Here is a 12,855-nt window from a genome sequence, read left to right on the forward strand (position 1 = left end):
GGACGAACCGCCCCAGCCCTCCCGCTAGGGAAGGGGTGAAAGGCGCGTGCCTCAGTTCGACTTACCGTAGGGAGTCTGTCCAATCGGCAGCAGCTTGCCGTCGGACCAGACGGTCAGCTTGTAGTAGCTCGGCAAGATCGCGTCCTGCCGCTCCGGGTCGGAGGCGTCGAAGGCGGGGTCGTACTTGGCGACCAAGCCGTCGTACTTGACTTGGTAGAGAGCTTCGCGGACCTTTTTCCAATCATAAGCGCCAGCTTTTTCGATCGCCTGAGCCACGATGTGGACTGCGTCGTAGGTGTTGGCGATGCCGGAGCCCATCTTGATCTGCGAGGGATCCTTCAGTCCGTACTTGGCCTGAACCTTCTGCCAGAGCGCCTGACCCTTCGGGTCGAGATCACCCATGAAGCTGTAGGTCTGGACAACCTCGATGCCGTTAGCGAGTGGGCCAGCAAGCTCGCCGAGATTGCCGGCGATGCCCCAGGCGCCGATGACGGTGGGTTTGTAGCCGACCTTGTCCATCGAGCGGACCAGCTGATTGCCCTCGCGGTCGAGAGCCCAGAAAAGGGCCACATCCGCGCCCGCGTCCCGTGCGCGGATCGCCTGCGGGGTCATGTCCTGATCGTTCCAGTTGAAGGTCTCGGTAGCGACAAGCTCCTTGCCGGCCTTGGCGATCGCCGCCTTGACATCGGGCACCGCACCGTTGCCCCAACCTGTGTTCTCGTAGAAGAACGCGATCTTGCCACTCTTCGAAACTTTCGCTGCCTGCTCCACCAGGAAGCGGGCGACCCATTTGTCCTTGGCTGAGACGCGGAACATGTAGTTCGGGCTGCGACCGTTCTCGATCGCCTGGGTGTTGGCGGCCAGCACTCCGACGAACGGGATGCCGATGGCATGGACTGGCTCGACCTGCGCCACCGAGACGGTAGAGTGGTAGCCGCCCAGAACCACCACGCATTTGTCAGCGAGTGCGATGCGGCGAGTGTTGTCGACGCCGCGAGGCGGAGCGCCTGCATCGTCGTACTGTACGAAGCGCAACGGCTTGCCCAGAACGCCGCCCTTGGCGTTGATCTCGTCGATGGCGATCTCGGCACCCATCTTGATGGCCTGTCCACCGAAGGCCGCAGGACCAGTTATCGCTGCAGAATTGCCGATACACGGCTCCTGCTGCGCCAGGGCCGCATCCGGGATAGTGAGTATCAGCGGGGCAGCCAGAGAGAGGCCGCGCAAATACTTGTGCGCATCCATGCTATGGTCTCCGATTTCCAGATAGCAGCCCGGGTTCGGCCCTGATGCTCGGCGAATTAACGCAAGGCTACGCGCCGAATACAGCCATCATCAAAGACCAAATTCCGATACGAGGTATCGGAATTTCCTATGAGCATTAATCATAGGCGATTTACACCGGAGGATGCGCTCACCAACCCACTGTGAACACATCGAAAAACATGCCCTCGTGCACATAGCTTGCGCAGATTGCACAGCGCTAGAGCAGTTTGACATCGGCGGCGCGCTGCGCCGATGCTACCGAAGATTCGATAGGATCAGCATGGATCTTCGTCAGCTTCGCTATTTCGCCCAGATCGCCGAGAGCGGAAATGTCTCTCGGGCCGCCGAGGTCTTGCGGATCGCACAGCCCTCTCTCAGCCAGCAGATGCGAAATCTCGAGGAGGAGCTCGGCATCGAGTTGCTGTTCCGGCATGCCCGGGGCGTTACACCGACAGAGCTGGGGCTTAAATTCTACGAGCATGCCCGACGTATCCTCCAAGAGGTCGAGCGAGCCAAAGAGAGTGTTCGATCCCAATCGACGAGTCCGAGCGGGCGCATTTCGGTCGGACTGCCGACGTCGGCCTGCCGGGGCCTGTCCCTGCCGTTGCATCGCGCGATGGCGATGGCATTGCCTAACATCACACTGCACATCGTCGAAGCCATGAGCGGTACGCTCGACGAGTGGATTCAATCCGGCCGCCTGGATGTGGCGCTGCTCTACGACCACAAGGCCTTCGAGCATGTGGCTTGGACCGAAATGATGGTCGAGGCTCTGATGTTCGTCGTCCCGGCAGCCCACCCGCTGGCGGCGCAGCATGAAATCAAATTCGAACAAGTCTTCAAGCAGAACTTACCTGTCGTACTTCCAGGGCGGCCGAACGTCCTTCGGGTCGTGATTGAGCAGCTTGGGGCCCGCCACGACGTCACACCGGTTGCTACGGATTGCGAGAGCTTGCCGGCGATCGCAGAGCTGGTGCGAGCTCAGGCGTTTGCGACTGTCATGCCGCACTTCGCATTGGCTGCGGAGATCGAGCGCGGAGAGATGGTTGCTATCCCGATCGTAGATCCGACCCCATCCTGGCGGCTCTCCGTGGTCGTCTCTCAGCGGACTCTCAACGCCCGCGGCAGCGAGGCTGTCGCCGAAGTTCTGGCGAGCGTGATCGGAGATTTGGTCGAGCGCTCCATCTGGCGTGCCCGGCTTAAACCAACGGACCGTACCGCGCCTGCACGCACTCGTGCCTAAAAAGTGGCTCGGGTTCATTAAGAATCCAAGGACGACTTAAGGCATCCCAGCCGCAGGCTCGAATGAACAAAGAGTATTGATCATGAAAGCCTGCCTTTAGACTGAGAGCCTCGAAAGCGGCTGAGCGGATGGCAGGGCAGCGGAGAGCTTATGGCGGCGGTAGGCGTACCGCCTCGGGGCTGGGGAAGGGAAGGCCAGCGGAGAGGGTCGTCGGTACGCCGGCGATAGGCTTGCTAAGAATAGGGTGAACGGAATTTAGCGGGCGCGACAGGCGTTCGACGCGTGCAGCGGAGCGTCGAAGCGCCGTCCGTTCACTGTAGGCCCGAGAATACCAATAGCGGACGTTCCGCTTTGCGCCCATCCCGGTCATTCGAGCAGCCGCGGCCGCTTCCCCATAGCGGACATTAATTGTGCCGGCTGCCATGCTGGGCCATTCACATGAATTTCATCCTGGGAGTGCCGCCGACGTTCATTGCATTTCTGTCTGTCCGAGGCGCCGTCCATGACGCGCGCCTGTTGGGTGAAGGCATCCCGGGAGCGGACGAACCCGCCGAGCCGAAGGCAGCGCACGCGACGGGGCTCATTCCCGAGGGCGACGCCGACCTGGGCGAGGATGTTGAGGGCGCATAGGCGTGCCGCGGCCTGTGCGTCCTCGACCGTCACATCCTCGCCGACGATGCCGAGATACCGGGGTATGCCGTCCTGCACCGGCGTCTGCCCAGCCACGAACAGGAGGGAGCCAGCGCGCGCGAACGGGACGTAGTTGGCCGCCGGCATCGTCGGTCGCTGCAAGGCCAACCCGGCTGCCGCCAGGCGGGCGAGGATCATGGCGTTCATGCCGGCGTTCCTTCGGGACCGGGACGAAGTTCAGCCCCGGGCGCAACCTCACCCCCGAGCAGGCAGCCGACGGGGCGGTCCCCGGCGAAGCCGATCCGGACTTGTATCTCCGACAGGCAGCCCATGGCCCGACCTTGGTGGATCAGGATCGGGCGATCATCGGGTTCGATGGTTCCGTCGTGCAGGAGACCGAACGCGAGCGCCGCCGCGGCGATGCCCGTCGCGGCATCTTCCGGGTAACCGGACGACCGCGGGAACTGGCGCGCCTCGAATGCACGACCCGGCCCGTCGACCACGGCGTAGGGGTAAAGCCCGGTCGAACCGATGGTCCGGCAGGCAGCCTCGACGGATGCCGGGTCGGGGGCAAGGGCGTGAAGGCCCTCCGGTAGACGCATCGGCACGAGGGTCTTCACGCGGGAGGTAGCGGCATTGTGCACCGGGAGGTCCGCGAGGACATCGCGACCGATGCCCAAGGCCGCGCAGACGGCGTCCACGCGATCCGGCGCGAGCGGCACCACCCGTCCGGCGGGTTGGGTGATCTCGACGCGCCATGACCCGTCCTCGCGCCCTCTCACGAACCCGGTGACGGGACCGCTCGCCGTGGCGATCCGGACCGAGGCTGTCGTCACCCGTCCCTTCCGGGCCAGGATCCAAAGCGCGCCGATGGTGGCGTGGGCGCACATCTCCATCTCATGGTTCGGCACGAAGAACCGGAACCTGTAGTCGTGCGTGTCGTCCTCGGCTGTCAGTACGAAGCCGCTCTCATGACCGTGCCGCCGTGCGACCGCCCGCATCGCGTCCGCGTCCATGGCGCCGGCATCAACGACCACAGGGCAGGGATTTCCTCCCGCGCCGCCGGACGTGAAGACACGGACGACCTCGACTTCGCTCATGGCTTCCGTCCCTCGATCGGGGCGCTCCAAATCTCGGAGGCGCTGTGAACCCGTATCGTTGCAGGAACCGGGAGCGGCCGCGCGACCGTGCGGGCCTTACCTCGCGACCGGGCGGGCCATCGCGTTCAAGGAGGAACGGATGTCCGTGGCCGCCACGCCGTCACGCTGGCGCAAGGCGCGCGACAGCGCAGAACCGCTCTCGAAGCCGACCCGAAACGCGATCTCGTCGACGGCAAGGTCCGTGGAGATCAACAGGTCCTTGGCGGCGTCGAGGCGGTGGGCCCGTTGGAACGCTCCGACCGATTGACCGACCTCGGCCTGGAACAGGCGGGTCAGATGCCGACGCGAGACGCCGAGGCGATCGGCCAGAAGGTCGAGCGGGACGTCCTGGTCCATGCGTGCGGCGACGAAGGCCTTCGCCTCGCGAACCAAGACCGCGCCCTGACCCCGATGCGAAGCCGAGGGGAGGGTCCGGCCCCGCTCGATGGCTCCGAGGCGCCGGATGAGCAACGCGGTTGAGAGATGGTCGCGAACGGCCTCCAGCCCTACCGCGTCACCGCCGCCGTCGCGACACAGCGAGTGCAAGGTGCGGATTTCCGGTGTGACCGGAAACATGGCGATCCTGCGGATCGATGCTCGGACGCGTTCGAGCGAGCCGATCCGCGTCTCGATGCGGCGTAAGGCCTTGTCGTCGATGTACAGGGCGATGTGGGTCTGGTTGGAACGACAGGCGCTCGTGTCATGGGCGTGCATGGCGGGGACGATGGCGAAACGGTCGTCGGAGACCCAGTCACCGTCGCGTCGCCCCTCGTGTTTCAGGTTCAGGACGCCGAACCAGGGCAACAGCAGCATGAGGCCGTCGTGCCAATGCCAGGGCCTTGCGTAGTCGGTGCCGCCGTCGACGATCGTGATGTGCTCGTCCCCGTCGCCGATGACCGAGGAGGGCTGCGCCGTCTGCCGGAGAAGGGCGAGGGACCTGAGCATCGTGGGATGCTACCGCGGTCGGGGTGATGCGACCAGTACCGTCAAACGAACCGTGTAATGCCCCTTAGATTGAGGATGGCAACACGGATCGGGATCTTCGCGATTCCCTCGCCGAGGGGCCGTCGTTCCGCTCACAAGCCCCCCGATTTGCTTGAACGACCGCGATGGGTGGATGAACGAACCCGCTCGCGCGGGATGGGTGGCAGCTTCGAGGCTAGCGGATTGACCCGAGCGCCCTGCGCCAATTGAGCGCCGCCCAGCCCGGGCGGACGATCCCGGCTCCCTTACTTCGAGTGGAGCCATCCCATGACCATCCTCGCCGTTCCCGCCGCTGCCGGCGGCTCGCTGCGCCAGCGCCTGATCGACGACATGACCCTGCGCCGGTTCTCCCGGGCGACGCAGCGCAACTACATCCGCGACGTCGGGCGGCTGGCCGCCTTCCTGCGGCGATCACCCGATACCGCGACCGGCGACGACCTGCGCCGCTTCCAGATCGCCCAGCAGGAGGTCGGCCTCGGCGTGCCGACCATGAACGCCATCGTCTCCGCCCTGCGCTTCTTCTTCGTCCAGACGCTCAACCGCCCCGATCTCGCCCGGGGGCTGGTCCGCCTCAACCAGCCGCGCACCCTGCCCGACGTGCTGAGCGCCGGCAAGGTCGGGCGTCTGCTCGATGCCACGGTCTGCCTGAAGCATCTCGCCGCCCTGTCCCTCGCCTACGGCGCGGGACTGCGCGTGGCCGAAGTCGCCGCGCTTCGGATCGGCGATGTCGACTCGACCCGCATGCTCCTGCGGATCGAGCGTGGCAAAGGCGGCCGCGACCGCAACGCCATGCTGTCGGCCGATCTCCTGGACCTGCTGCGGCGCTGGTGGCGCGAGGGGCACCGGCAGGGCGTCCTGCAGCGCCAGGGCTGGCTGTTCCCCGGGCAGGACTGGACACGGCCGATCAGCACGCGCCAGCTGCACCGCGTCGTCGTCGAGGCGGCGCGCTCGGCCGGGATCCCCAAGCGCGTCGGTCCCCATACCCTGCGCCACTCCTTCGCCACCCATCTCCTGGAGGACGGCGTCGACATCCGCGTCATCCAGGTTCTGCTCGGGCACAGCCGGCTCGACACCACCGCCCTCTACGCCAAGGTCGCCACCCGGACGGTGCGGGCCGTGACCAGCCCCCTCGACAGGCTCGCCCTGTTCCACAGGCAGGGGCCCGCGCCGGGCTGAGGCGATGCCCGCCACGACGGGCACGACGACGGCCGCCACCATCGAACTGGCCGACGTCTTCCGCGCCGCCGGTCCAGCCTACCGCGCCGATCAGGCCGGCCATCTGAGCCTGGACACGCTGAAGGTGATGGCGGCGATCGAGCACTGCCGCACGGCCAGCCTCGGCGGCCATGTCGAGGGCTGCGATGCGTGCGGCCACCTGCGCATCGCCTACAACTCCTGCCGCAACCGGCATTGCCCCCGCTGCCAGGGTGCGGCGGCCCGCGACTGGCTCGCCGCGCGCGAGGCCGACCTCCTGCCGGTCGGCTACTTCCACGTCGTCTTCACCCTGCCGGCCGAGATCGCCGCCATCGCCTTCCACAACAAGGCCGCCGTCTACGACCTGCTGTTCCGAGCGGCGAGCACCACCATGATGCGGATCGCCGCCGACCCGAAGCACCTCGGGGCCCGCATCGGTCTCACCGCCGTGCTCCACACCTGGGGCTCGGCCATGACCCACCATCCCCATCTCCACATGATCGTCCCCGGCGGAGGCCTCTCGCCGGACGGGACCCGATGGGTCGCGTTGCGCCCTGCCTTCCTCCTGCCGGTGCGGGTGCTGGGCATGCTGTTCCGCCGCCTGTTCCTCGAAGGGCTCGCCGCCCTCCACGAGGCCGGGACGCTCGTCTTCTTCGGCACCCTGGCTCCGCTCTCGGATCCCAGAGCCTTCGCCCGCGCGCTCGCCCCGGTGCGCAGGAAGCGCTGGGTGGTCTACGCCAAGCCGCCGTTTGCCGGGCCGAAGGCCGTGCTCGCCTACCTGGCGCGCTACACCCACCGCGTCGCAATCTCCAGCCGACGCATCCTCGCCTTCGACGGGGCGAGTGTCAGCTTCCGCGTCAAGGACTACCGGCGCGACGAGGCCGGACGGCCGCGGGTCATGACCCTGTCGGCCACGGAGTTCATCCGGCGCTTCCTGCTCCATGTCCTGCCGCGCGGCTTCCACCGCATCCGGCACTACGGCCTCCTCACGGGCGCAAACCGGAAGGCAGGCCTGGCCCACATCCGCGCGATCCTCGGCGTCCCGGCCCCGCCTCGCCCCACCGCCGACGCGCCCGATCCGCAGGACAGCCCCGGCAAGGCCCGCTCGCCTTGCCCCTGCTGCGGCGGTCCCATGATGATCGTCGGGTCCTTCGCGGGCTGGCATCAGCCCCGGGGGCCGCCGTTCCGCTCCACGTCGCACCGGGCCGGTTCGCCATGACCCGGCATGGCCTGACGCCGCCAACCACCCGCGGAGCCGCGCCCCGGGGCATGCCTCACCGTGTGCCGAATGCCAGGATGGGCCGCGCAACCGCGATCGTCGAACCCCGGTCGGCTTCGCCAAGACCCGGGGGCCCGCCAGTCCGGCAGCCCTCAGCCTCGCAACCGGCGAGGTTTGCCCACCGTTGCCCCGCCCCTGGGGGCGACGCCTAACCCAAATCCCCATAGGACCGCCCGCCATCCCGCGGGTTCGTTCATCCACGACTTTCGTACGCCTCGCGGCGACCGAAACTCTTCAGGATAGGCGCCGGTCCGCTTTCGGTCGACTTCCCGCGAATGCGGAAGCTCGGAGAGGGAGCAGGAGACGTCGAGGGTCCTGGTAGAAATCGAGAGAGCACCGTACTTGAGGGAGTTGGTGGCGAGTTCGTGCACGACAAGCGCAAGGGTTGTCGCGGCTGCCTCTCCGACACCTATCCTTGACATGGACACCCGGATACGTCCGCTGAACGTGCCCTAGAGCAACCGGGTCATTGGGCACCCGCAGTTCGCGCACGCTCGGATGCTCACGCTTTTTCAGATTCCAAAACTCGGCAGCAGGGCTACTGCCGCCATACGCAACGGGTTGGTGGGATCGGAGAGTAGACGTAGAGCCATTGCACTAGCAATGGTGATTAGAAGCGGCCTAATGAGCTTGGCGCCCATGCGGACCGCGAGTGCTGAGCCGATCTGAGCACCAAGATAGGCACCAACCGTCATGACAAATCCGATTGGCCACACCACATGACCCGCGACGACGAACAGGCCGAGGCTGCCGAGATTGCTTGCGGCATTGGCTAGCTTCGTGTGTGCGGTCGCTCTTACAACACCGAGGCCGAGAATCGTCACGAAGCCGATCATGTAGAAGGCGCCGGCACCAGGGCCGAACACTCCGTCATAGAACCCCACAGCTGGTGCGAAGCTCAGTGCGAACGCAGCCGGTGAAAGGCGCGCGGTCGCATCCTGTTCGCTCATTCGTGGTCCAAAGGCGAAATAGAGAGCAATCCCGACGAGCAGTACCGGAACGCCAGCATCCAGAACGGCTCGCGGCAACAGCCCAATGGACAGCGCGCCGAGGATTGAACCGGCGGCGGCAGCGAGCGCGATTGGCCAAACTTGCGCCCATACGATCAGCCCGCGTCTGGCAAAAGCCATAGTCGCCGAGCAGGCGCCAACGCTGCCTTGCAGCTTGTTAGTCGCTACCGCACTAACCGGGTCGAGCCCTGCAAGGATCAGTGCCGGCACGGTTATCAGGCCGCCACCACCTGCGATAGCGTCCACACCGCCACCCAGCAGCGCCACGCCGAACATGGTCGCAAGCAAGGCCGGATCATACCCCCACATGAGTTGCGCTTCCTTATAATTGACGCGCAAGCAGGAGAACCCTCTCGCAGGACCGGATTGAGCGGTAGTAACGGCGATAGGCAGGTGCGTCGACGCAATCCAGGATACTCGGAGGCACCAGACCGATGATCGCCTCACTGCCCTGGACGGCGATGGAGGGTCGAATGCGGCATGTCCGCTTCCAGGCAAGGGTCAGGGTCCGCAAACCGTTTAAAGCAACCCTGTAGCCTTCACGGTATTTCGACGCAGGCGGACACATCGGACGCTTCAACCGCCGCCGCGAACGCCCGACGTGCGCGCTCGATCTCAGCGTGGTGCGTCTCAGCCCAGATCCACACACCACAGAACGCCGCCCCCAAGCTCTGGCCGAGCGGCGTCAGCGTGTAATCCACGTGCGGCGGGATCACCGGATGCACGGTGCGTCGCACGAGACCATCCCGTTCCATCTGCCGGACCGTCTGCGTCAGCATCTTTTGGCTGATCCGACCCACCGCCTTGCCGAGTTGCGTGAACCGTAGGGTGCCATGCTCGTCCAGAGCCTCAAGGATCAGCATGGTCCACTTGTCGGCCACCTTGGCAATGATGTCGTTCACCAGCACCTCGATCGTCGGATCGACGTCCTTCGGGATCGGTCCCTTCCGTTGGGCCTCGATGATGGGATCCGGGGTAGCCCTACGCATCCGACGCTCTCCTTTCGGTAAGTACAAATCTTTTCGGTGCCTACTTCAGCCTGGAGAGCGTGATCGATAATTTCGTCGGCGACAACAACGAAGGTCGCCGTCATGAACATCTCAGGCAACACCATTCTCATCACCGGAGGCGGCTCCGGGATCGGAGAGGCTCTCGCGCATCGCTTCCACGATCTGGGCAACACCGTCATCGTCGTCGGTCGCCGGGCGGAGGCACTGGAACGGGTCACCAGCGGCCGCCCGGGCATGCACGCGATGCCGCTCGACATCGCGGACGCCGGAGACATCGCCGGGTTCGCGCAGCGGATCGTGGCCGAGCACCCGGCCCTGAACGTGGTGATCAACAACGCCGGGATCATGCGCTTCGAGGCGCTGGATCAGGCCCGCGACCTCTCAGACGCCGAAGCGACGATCACCGCCAACCTGCTCGGCCCAATCCGGCTGACGGACGCCCTGATCGAGCATCTGCTCGGCCGCCCTGATGCGGCACTGATCAACGTGTCCTCCGGACTGGCCTTCGTTCCCCTGACGGCGACACCGACCTACTCAGCGACGAAGGCCGCCATTCACAGCTACACGGTATCGCTACGAGAGGTCCTGAAGGGCAGGATCGAAGTGATCGAACTGGTGCCCCCGGCGGTACAGACCGATCTGACCCCCGGCCAAGCCACCCGCGATGGCTACCTGCCACTCGCCGACTTCATCGATGAGGTCATGGCTCTGTTCCAGCAGCAGCCAACGCCGCGTGAGATCCTCGTGCAGCGCGTCGCCTTTCAGCGCAACGCCGAAGCTGAGCACCGCTTCGACGAGGCTGTGACGACCTTGAACGATGCCGCCCGCAAGGCACGTGAGAAGAAGCGCTGAGGCTGTTGGGCCAGCCCGCCTACCACGCCGCCGTTCAACTCACCCACCGTGGAGAAGACTGATGCCGTTTGCTAACATCAAGGTCCCAGAAGCGGCGCTCAGCCACGCGCAGAAGGAAGAGATCGTCCACCGCGTGACGAACCTGTTCGTCGATTACTTTAGCGAAGCCGTTCGACCACACACCATGGTGCTGATAGAAGAGGTCAAGGACGGCGGCTACGCTCGGGCCGGTGATGTGTTCATTATACCGGATGCTTATCGCGCGAAGGACTGATCGCACATGGGCCGCCATGGGATTGGCGGCCCCTACACCCGGCGTCAGCGCAAGCTGATGCACGAACACCCGGAGAAGTTGGTAAGTCTGCCGCCCCGGTCAGCCTTCACGACCTGAAGGGTGGCATTCCTACGACTACTTCCGAGGATAGTACGCTCCCTCTTACGACGCAGTTGGGTGGTATACGGCTCGACCGACTTCGGGAACGCAGGTGGCAGGCTCTTCCGCCGTCTCAGGCTAGCCGTTGACCTACCAAGTTTCACCGAACGGCCGAGCCTCGACCTCGAAGCTCCATGCTCGCCGCGACTGACGGGTCAGGTCCAACGCGATCTCGGCAACACCCGCCGGGTCTAAGAAAAATTCATCGGGCTGCCGGGCATCCCCAGGCGCGTGCTTTCAAGGTCGACGATGCCGTCAAGGATGATGAGGGCGACATGGATGCCGGCTGGCCAGAGCGAGCGCGCCATCGACTCCGCCAAGCTGCGCTGTGCCGCCTTGGCTGGTGCGAACGCGGCCGTCATCTTGCTGCCGCGACGGGACGCCGTGGCTCCGACGAAGACGATGTTCCCTTCGCCTGCCGCCTTCATGGCGGGGATCACCTCGCGGGAGCAGAGGAAGGCGCCGAGCGCGTTCACCCGCCAGGATGCCTCGAACTGTTCGGCCGTGATGTTCTCGACATCTGCGAAGGCACCGCTGCCGGCGTTGAACAGGAGCGTGTCCACCTCACCCAGTTCGGCCCTGATCGCGGAGAAGGCTGCCTTGACCGACCCCTCATCCGCCACGTCGCAGGCATAAACCTGCCCTCCGTCGATATCCGCAGCGAGTGCGTCCACACGGGCCTTGTCACGCGCGAGCATCGCCACACGGTTGCCGCCGACCGCAAAACGCCGGGCGAGTGCTGCCCCGTTACCCGGTCCGACCCCTGCCACCACCACTACCTTACCGGTCGTCATCGTCGTTCTCCTTGAGGAATGCCGGGCGGGAGCCGCTCCCGCCCACATCTTGGTCAGAACGCGTACCGGAGGCCCTTCGAGCGCGGCATCCCGAAAGGCGTGATGATGACGGCAGGCAGCCAAGAGCGCCGGTCCGCTGATCGTCGGGACGTTGAGCGCGATGGTTCCTGACGTGACCTGAAGGAAGGTGAAGCCGAGATCGCAGAGCCCAGGGCTCAGGCCGCCATAGCTTCCGCCACCGCGTCCGCGCCCGCGGGTAAGCGCATCGGACATGACGGGTCCGTGACCGCTCGCCAGACCGCCTCCGCGACGTCCGAGGCTCGCGTCAATTCCTCCGTCGACTGCTGGAACCGAGCGAAGACCTGGGTGGCCAAGCCGGCATAGGCCTCCGGAACGTCCATGCCCATGCGGGCGCGGGCGTTGGCGCCGAACGCGGTCTCCGGGGCGCGACCGGGAATGACCAGCCGCGCGCGCACCCCGAACGGATCCAGCTCCAGGGCAAGGGATTCGGTAAAGGCATTCACCGCCGCCTTGCTCGCGGTGTAGACCGACAGCAGATGCAAGGGACGCTGCGTCACGCTGGACGTCACGTTGACGATCACCCCAGCCCCCCGCGCCCGGAACTGCGGCAGCACGGCCTGGGTCATGGCGATGGTGCCGAGCGTGTTCGTCTCGAACACCTCGCGGACGGCATCCATCGAGACGCCCTCCAAGGCGTTCAGGAGCCCGACGCCCGCATTGTTGACCAGGGCATCGATAGGTCCGGCCGCCTCGATGGCGTGGGAGATGCTGCCCGCGTCGGTGATATCCAACGCCAGGACCTTGAGGCGGTCGGAGGTGGGCAGGACGTCCTCACGCGGCGTGCGCATGGTGGCGACGACCCAGTAGCCGCGATCGAGGAAGTGGCGTGCCGTCTCAAGGCCGAAGCCGGACGAGCAGCCGGTGATGAGGATGGTGTTCATGGGACCTCCCGTTTGAAGCGCCAAGAGTGATAGGCGGGGGTCTACGGACGTGATACGGG

13 protein-coding genes and 1 pseudogene are annotated in these 12,855 nt (G+C 65.6%); 5 read left to right on the forward strand and 9 right to left on the reverse strand.

Annotated features, from left to right (window positions below):
- Nucleotides 1-51: 51 nt before the first annotated feature.
- Complete coding sequence (locus tag ACYQPG_RS17395; RefSeq protein WP_147897447.1) at nucleotides 52-1,245, reverse strand: ABC transporter substrate-binding protein; 1,194 nt, start codon at nucleotides 1,243-1,245, stop codon at nucleotides 52-54.
- Nucleotides 1,246-1,546: 301 nt separating this feature from the next.
- Here ACYQPG_RS17395 and ACYQPG_RS17400 point away from each other — a divergent pair, with 301 nt between their 5' ends.
- Entirely contained in the window at nucleotides 1,547-2,509 is a 963-nt protein-coding gene (locus ACYQPG_RS17400) for a LysR family transcriptional regulator (RefSeq protein WP_461231352.1), read from the forward strand.
- A gap of 366 nt (nucleotides 2,510-2,875) precedes the next feature.
- On the opposite strand, the gene ACYQPG_RS17405 is transcribed toward ACYQPG_RS17400, so the two are convergent.
- From ACYQPG_RS17405 to ACYQPG_RS17415, 3 genes are all read right to left on the reverse strand, one after another.
- Entirely contained in the window at nucleotides 2,876-3,346 is a 471-nt protein-coding gene (locus ACYQPG_RS17405) for a RidA family protein (protein ID WP_461231353.1), read from the reverse strand.
- Complete coding sequence (locus ACYQPG_RS17410; RefSeq protein WP_461231354.1) at nucleotides 3,343-4,239, reverse strand: PhzF family phenazine biosynthesis protein; 897 nt, start codon at nucleotides 4,237-4,239, stop codon at nucleotides 3,343-3,345. The genes ACYQPG_RS17405 and ACYQPG_RS17410 overlap by 4 nt, the downstream gene beginning before the upstream one ends.
- A 96-nt stretch (nucleotides 4,240-4,335) precedes the next feature.
- Entirely contained in the window at nucleotides 4,336-5,223 is an 888-nt protein-coding gene (locus tag ACYQPG_RS17415) for an AraC family transcriptional regulator (RefSeq protein ID WP_461231355.1), read from the reverse strand.
- Nucleotides 5,224-5,529: 306 nt separating this feature from the next.
- On the opposite strand from ACYQPG_RS17415, the gene ACYQPG_RS17420 reads away from it, so the two are divergent.
- Both ACYQPG_RS17420 and ACYQPG_RS17425 read left to right on the forward strand, forming a co-directional pair.
- Nucleotides 5,530-6,438: a tyrosine-type recombinase/integrase gene (locus tag ACYQPG_RS17420; RefSeq protein ID WP_461231356.1), complete on the forward strand. Its 909-nt coding sequence runs from the start codon at nucleotides 5,530-5,532 to the stop codon at nucleotides 6,436-6,438.
- A gap of 4 nt (nucleotides 6,439-6,442) precedes the next feature.
- Nucleotides 6,443-7,675 (forward strand): IS91 family transposase, encoded by a 1,233-nt coding sequence (locus ACYQPG_RS17425; protein WP_461231357.1) that lies wholly within the window; start codon nucleotides 6,443-6,445, stop codon nucleotides 7,673-7,675.
- 344 nt (nucleotides 7,676-8,019) lie between these two features.
- Here ACYQPG_RS17425 and ACYQPG_RS17430 read toward each other — a convergent pair.
- The 3 genes and pseudogenes from ACYQPG_RS17430 to ACYQPG_RS17440 all read right to left on the reverse strand — a co-directional run.
- Nucleotides 8,020-8,187, reverse strand: a pseudogene (locus ACYQPG_RS17430) (histidine kinase); the annotation flags it as partial.
- Between the two features lie 60 nt (nucleotides 8,188-8,247).
- Complete coding sequence (locus tag ACYQPG_RS17435) at nucleotides 8,248-9,054, reverse strand: TSUP family transporter (protein WP_461232473.1); 807 nt, start codon at nucleotides 9,052-9,054, stop codon at nucleotides 8,248-8,250.
- Nucleotides 9,055-9,284: 230 nt separating this feature from the next.
- Complete coding sequence (locus ACYQPG_RS17440; protein WP_461231358.1) at nucleotides 9,285-9,734, reverse strand: winged helix-turn-helix transcriptional regulator; 450 nt, start codon at nucleotides 9,732-9,734, stop codon at nucleotides 9,285-9,287.
- A gap of 102 nt (nucleotides 9,735-9,836) precedes the next feature.
- Between ACYQPG_RS17440 and ACYQPG_RS17445 the strand changes: the two genes are divergently transcribed.
- Together ACYQPG_RS17445 and ACYQPG_RS17450 are read left to right on the forward strand one after the other, a co-directional pair.
- Nucleotides 9,837-10,607, forward strand: coding sequence for an SDR family oxidoreductase (locus ACYQPG_RS17445; RefSeq protein WP_461231359.1), 771 nt, complete (start codon nucleotides 9,837-9,839; stop codon nucleotides 10,605-10,607).
- Nucleotides 10,608-10,668: 61 nt separating this feature from the next.
- Nucleotides 10,669-10,881, forward strand: a complete 213-nt coding sequence (locus tag ACYQPG_RS17450; protein ID WP_461231360.1) for a tautomerase family protein — start codon at nucleotides 10,669-10,671, stop codon at nucleotides 10,879-10,881.
- A gap of 350 nt (nucleotides 10,882-11,231) precedes the next feature.
- On the opposite strand, the gene ACYQPG_RS17455 is transcribed toward ACYQPG_RS17450, so the two are convergent.
- Together ACYQPG_RS17455 and ACYQPG_RS17460 are read right to left on the reverse strand one after the other, a co-directional pair.
- Nucleotides 11,232-12,107 carry an SDR family NAD(P)-dependent oxidoreductase gene (locus ACYQPG_RS17455; RefSeq protein WP_461231361.1) on the reverse strand — a complete coding sequence of 292 codons (876 nt, stop codon included), beginning with the start codon at nucleotides 12,105-12,107 and terminating at the stop codon, nucleotides 11,232-11,234.
- A complete protein-coding gene (locus ACYQPG_RS17460; RefSeq protein WP_461231362.1) occupies nucleotides 12,050-12,796 on the reverse strand; it encodes an SDR family oxidoreductase in 747 nt (248 codons plus the stop codon). The genes ACYQPG_RS17455 and ACYQPG_RS17460 overlap by 58 nt, the downstream gene beginning before the upstream one ends.
- Between the last annotated feature and the right edge of the window lie 59 nt (nucleotides 12,797-12,855).

Source organism: Methylobacterium sp. CM6246, from assembly GCF_054818005.1.

Excerpts from the sequence above, each read along its gene's own strand:
- ACYQPG_RS17405 (WP_461231353.1), bottom strand. The coding sequence starts at position 3,346 with ATGAACGCCATGATCCTCGCCCGCCTGGCGGCAGCCGGGTTGGCCTTG.
- ACYQPG_RS17440 (WP_461231358.1), bottom strand. The coding sequence starts at position 9,734 with ATGCGTAGGGCTACCCCGGATCCCATCATCGAGGCCCAACGGAAGGGA.
- ACYQPG_RS17455 (WP_461231361.1), bottom strand. The coding sequence starts at position 12,107 with ATGTCCGATGCGCTTACCCGCGGGCGCGGACGCGGTGGCGGAAGCTAT.
- ACYQPG_RS17415 (WP_461231355.1), bottom strand. The coding sequence starts at position 5,223 with ATGCTCAGGTCCCTCGCCCTTCTCCGGCAGACGGCGCAGCCCTCCTCG.
- ACYQPG_RS17395 (WP_147897447.1), bottom strand. The coding sequence starts at position 1,245 with ATGGATGCGCACAAGTATTTGCGCGGCCTCTCTCTGGCTGCCCCGCTG.
- ACYQPG_RS17450 (WP_461231360.1), top strand. The coding sequence starts at position 10,669 with ATGCCGTTTGCTAACATCAAGGTCCCAGAAGCGGCGCTCAGCCACGCG.
- ACYQPG_RS17425 (WP_461231357.1), top strand. The coding sequence starts at position 6,443 with ATGCCCGCCACGACGGGCACGACGACGGCCGCCACCATCGAACTGGCC.
- ACYQPG_RS17400 (WP_461231352.1), top strand. The coding sequence starts at position 1,547 with ATGGATCTTCGTCAGCTTCGCTATTTCGCCCAGATCGCCGAGAGCGGA.
- ACYQPG_RS17445 (WP_461231359.1), top strand. The coding sequence starts at position 9,837 with ATGAACATCTCAGGCAACACCATTCTCATCACCGGAGGCGGCTCCGGG.
- ACYQPG_RS17420 (WP_461231356.1), top strand. The coding sequence starts at position 5,530 with ATGACCATCCTCGCCGTTCCCGCCGCTGCCGGCGGCTCGCTGCGCCAG.
- ACYQPG_RS17460 (WP_461231362.1), bottom strand. The coding sequence starts at position 12,796 with ATGAACACCATCCTCATCACCGGCTGCTCGTCCGGCTTCGGCCTTGAG.
- ACYQPG_RS17410 (WP_461231354.1), bottom strand. The coding sequence starts at position 4,239 with ATGAGCGAAGTCGAGGTCGTCCGTGTCTTCACGTCCGGCGGCGCGGGA.
- ACYQPG_RS17435 (WP_461232473.1), bottom strand. The coding sequence starts at position 9,054 with ATGTGGGGGTATGATCCGGCCTTGCTTGCGACCATGTTCGGCGTGGCG.